General features: G+C 71.2%; 2 protein-coding genes and 1 pseudogene. All 3 read right to left on the minus strand.

Annotated features, from left to right (window positions below; all coding sequences use genetic code 11):
* Window positions 1–301 (minus strand): transposase (locus VF468_06025; GenBank protein HEX5877868.1); only part of this gene is annotated, 301 nt, incomplete at its 3' end.
* A gap of 282 nt (window positions 302–583) precedes the next feature.
* On the minus strand, window positions 584–2,278 hold the full coding sequence (locus VF468_06030) for a transposase (protein ID HEX5877869.1): 1,695 nt from the start codon (window positions 2,276–2,278) through the stop codon (window positions 584–586).
* A 192-nt stretch (window positions 2,279–2,470) separates the two neighbouring features.
* Window positions 2,471–2,548 (minus strand): annotated as a pseudogene (locus VF468_06035) (arsenate reductase ArsC).

The raw sequence follows: 2,548 nt of genomic DNA on the forward strand, positions 1-2,548 counted from the left end.
CCCCGTCCCCGGTCCGCGGCTGCGGCACCCGGTCGGCGGGCATGGCCAGCACCTTGTTCGCGGCCAGCAGCGCGTCGCCGGCGTCGGACTTGCCCCGCCGGCCCCGCTCCCCGCGGGAGGGCCGCTCCACCTCGACCACCCGAATCCCGACGGCCTGCAGCGCCCGGCACAACCCGGCGCCGTAGCTGCGGGTGCCCTCCAGCCCGACCAGGAACCGTTCCGACGGCACGGTCTGCAGCACCCAGGTCACCGCCTGGGCGTAACCGTCTTCGTCGTTGTCGATCGTGATCTCGGCCAGCATCGCACCGACCGGGGAAACCACACACAGGCTCGTGGTGTCCACATGCGTATCACCGCCGACGACCGCGTCGACGAAATGTGCCACTCTAGGTGGCTGGTGTCGAACGGCTGTTGGTGGGTGACTGTGCCGCTGGGGTGTCCAGGGTGGACGTGAGCCGGCCGGGAGGATCGAGTTCGTGTTCGGCCGCGCGGGCGCGATCTGCGGATTCCGACGCGTCGTTGGCCGTGGTGGGGCCACTCTGGCTGCCCAGTAGGCCGTTTCGGCCCGTGAGGCCCCCGCCCATCAGGCCGCGGCGGCCCACCCGGCCCCGGTGGAGGCCACGCCGAGCACGGCCAGCCGGGCGAGGTTGACCGCCGCGGCCAGCAGGGAGAAGTCGGCGGCGATCTTGATCGTGCCCCGGACCCGGGCCCGGCGTCCGCCGTGCTTGCGGCGCATCAGGTGCCCGATCTTGCGTTCCACCTTCGGCCGGGTGCCCCGGTAGTCGGCGATCCAGTCCGGATCCCGTTGCCGGGCCCGGGCCGCGGCCAGCGCCCCCTCGTGGACGCCGACGCTGATCGTCCGCCCGGCCCGTGCGGTGGTGCACTGCTCACGCAACGGACACCCCGCGCACAACGTGCCGAACGCGGCGGTACCGGCGCCGTTCCGGTCGCGGACGATCGGCGTGGTGTTCCCGGCCGGGCACCGGACCGTGTCGGCGTCCAGATCGATGTCGAATCGGTCCTTGGCGAAACGACCGCCCGCGGCGACCGGCGGCTGGGTCTTGCACTTGGACTCGATCCCGGCCCGATCCAACCGGTCCTGGAATTCGCCGGTGCCGTAGGCGTTGTCGCCGAACACACACGCCCGGTCCGCAGCCGCGTCGACAGCGGGGGCATCGCCCGCGGCAGCAACGGCGGCGACGGTGGCAGCGACGGCGACGGCAATGCCAGCAACAGCAGCAACGGCGGCGACCGCGCCGTCGACCTCGGCGGCGGTGGCGACCCCAGCGGTCGTGTCGACCTCGGCGGTCGCGACCCCAGCGGTCGTGTCGATCTCGGCGGTGTCGGTGGTGTGCTCGTCGAGCAGGTCGCCGATCAGTTCCTCGGCGGCGGCGGCGTCGCCGGCGTTGCCCGGACTCACCACGGTCGCGGTGATGATCTCCGAGTCCGGGTCGATACCGATATGTCCCTTGTAGCCGTCGAAACCGCGGGCCGCGGTCTTGTGCCCGTGCCGCGCCTCGGGGTCCACCGTGGAGATCACCCGGTCCTTCGCGACCCGCCGGGCGATCCGGAACACCCCGGCCTCGTCCCGGTCCAGGTCCTGACCCAGCACCGTGGCCAGCAACGCCCCGGCCTGCTCCACCGCCTTGTCCAACCCTTCCCGCCCGTGAAGCACCCCCAGCAGCGCGGCGCCGTCCCGGGCCAACGCATCAACCATCTCCACCCGCGCGGCCGGATCGTCGTAGTCACACACCGGCTTACCCGCGACCGTGTAGTCGTCGTCGCGGGCCAGCACCACCCGCAACTCGGACTCCAAACCCGCGTCCGCGGCCTTGAGCAACGACCGGATCGCCGACCGGACCAACGTGACGGTGTCCATCGTGGCCACCGCGTCATAGATCGGTGTCGAGTCCAGCACCCGCCGCCGCCCGATCAACCCGGCGGCGCCGGCCACCTGCAGCACCGCGTCGAAGATCCGGTTCGGCGCCGCCGACGCGGCCAGCCGGGCCCGCATGTCCACCAGCACGGTGTGCACGAAACCCGGGTAGTCAAAGTCCAACCCGCCCGCGGCGTACTTCCACCGCGCGTCGAAACAGAACCGGTCCACCGCTTCCCGGTCGCTGCAGCCCTCGATGCGCTGCAACACCATCACCACCGCCACGATCATCGGCGGAACCGAACGGCGCCCCACATCGGTGAACAGGTCCGCGAACATCTCATCGGGGAACAGCCGCTCACACTCCCGATGCAACAAGCCGTAGATCGAGGTCGGAGCCACCCGCGGCTCACAGAACCCGACCGTCGACCGGAACAGATCCGCCTGCCTGGGCGTCCGGCCCAACGTCACGACCCACCCCGCACACCAGTCCCACCGTTCACACGACCATTCTCCCCGAAACGATCATGAAACCCGGGGACCGGCACGCCGCGAAAAACACCACCCACCTAGGCCGTCTGGGGCTGACGTTGGGAACAGCACTGTCGGCTTGCCGTCGTCGTGGAGGCCCTCGATCTTGGCCAGGGCCCGCAGCCATTGCCGGGCGAACCG

The organism is Actinomycetota bacterium, assembly GCA_036280995.1.
Lineage (GTDB): Bacteria > Actinomycetota > CALGFH01 > CALGFH01 > CALGFH01 > CALGFH01.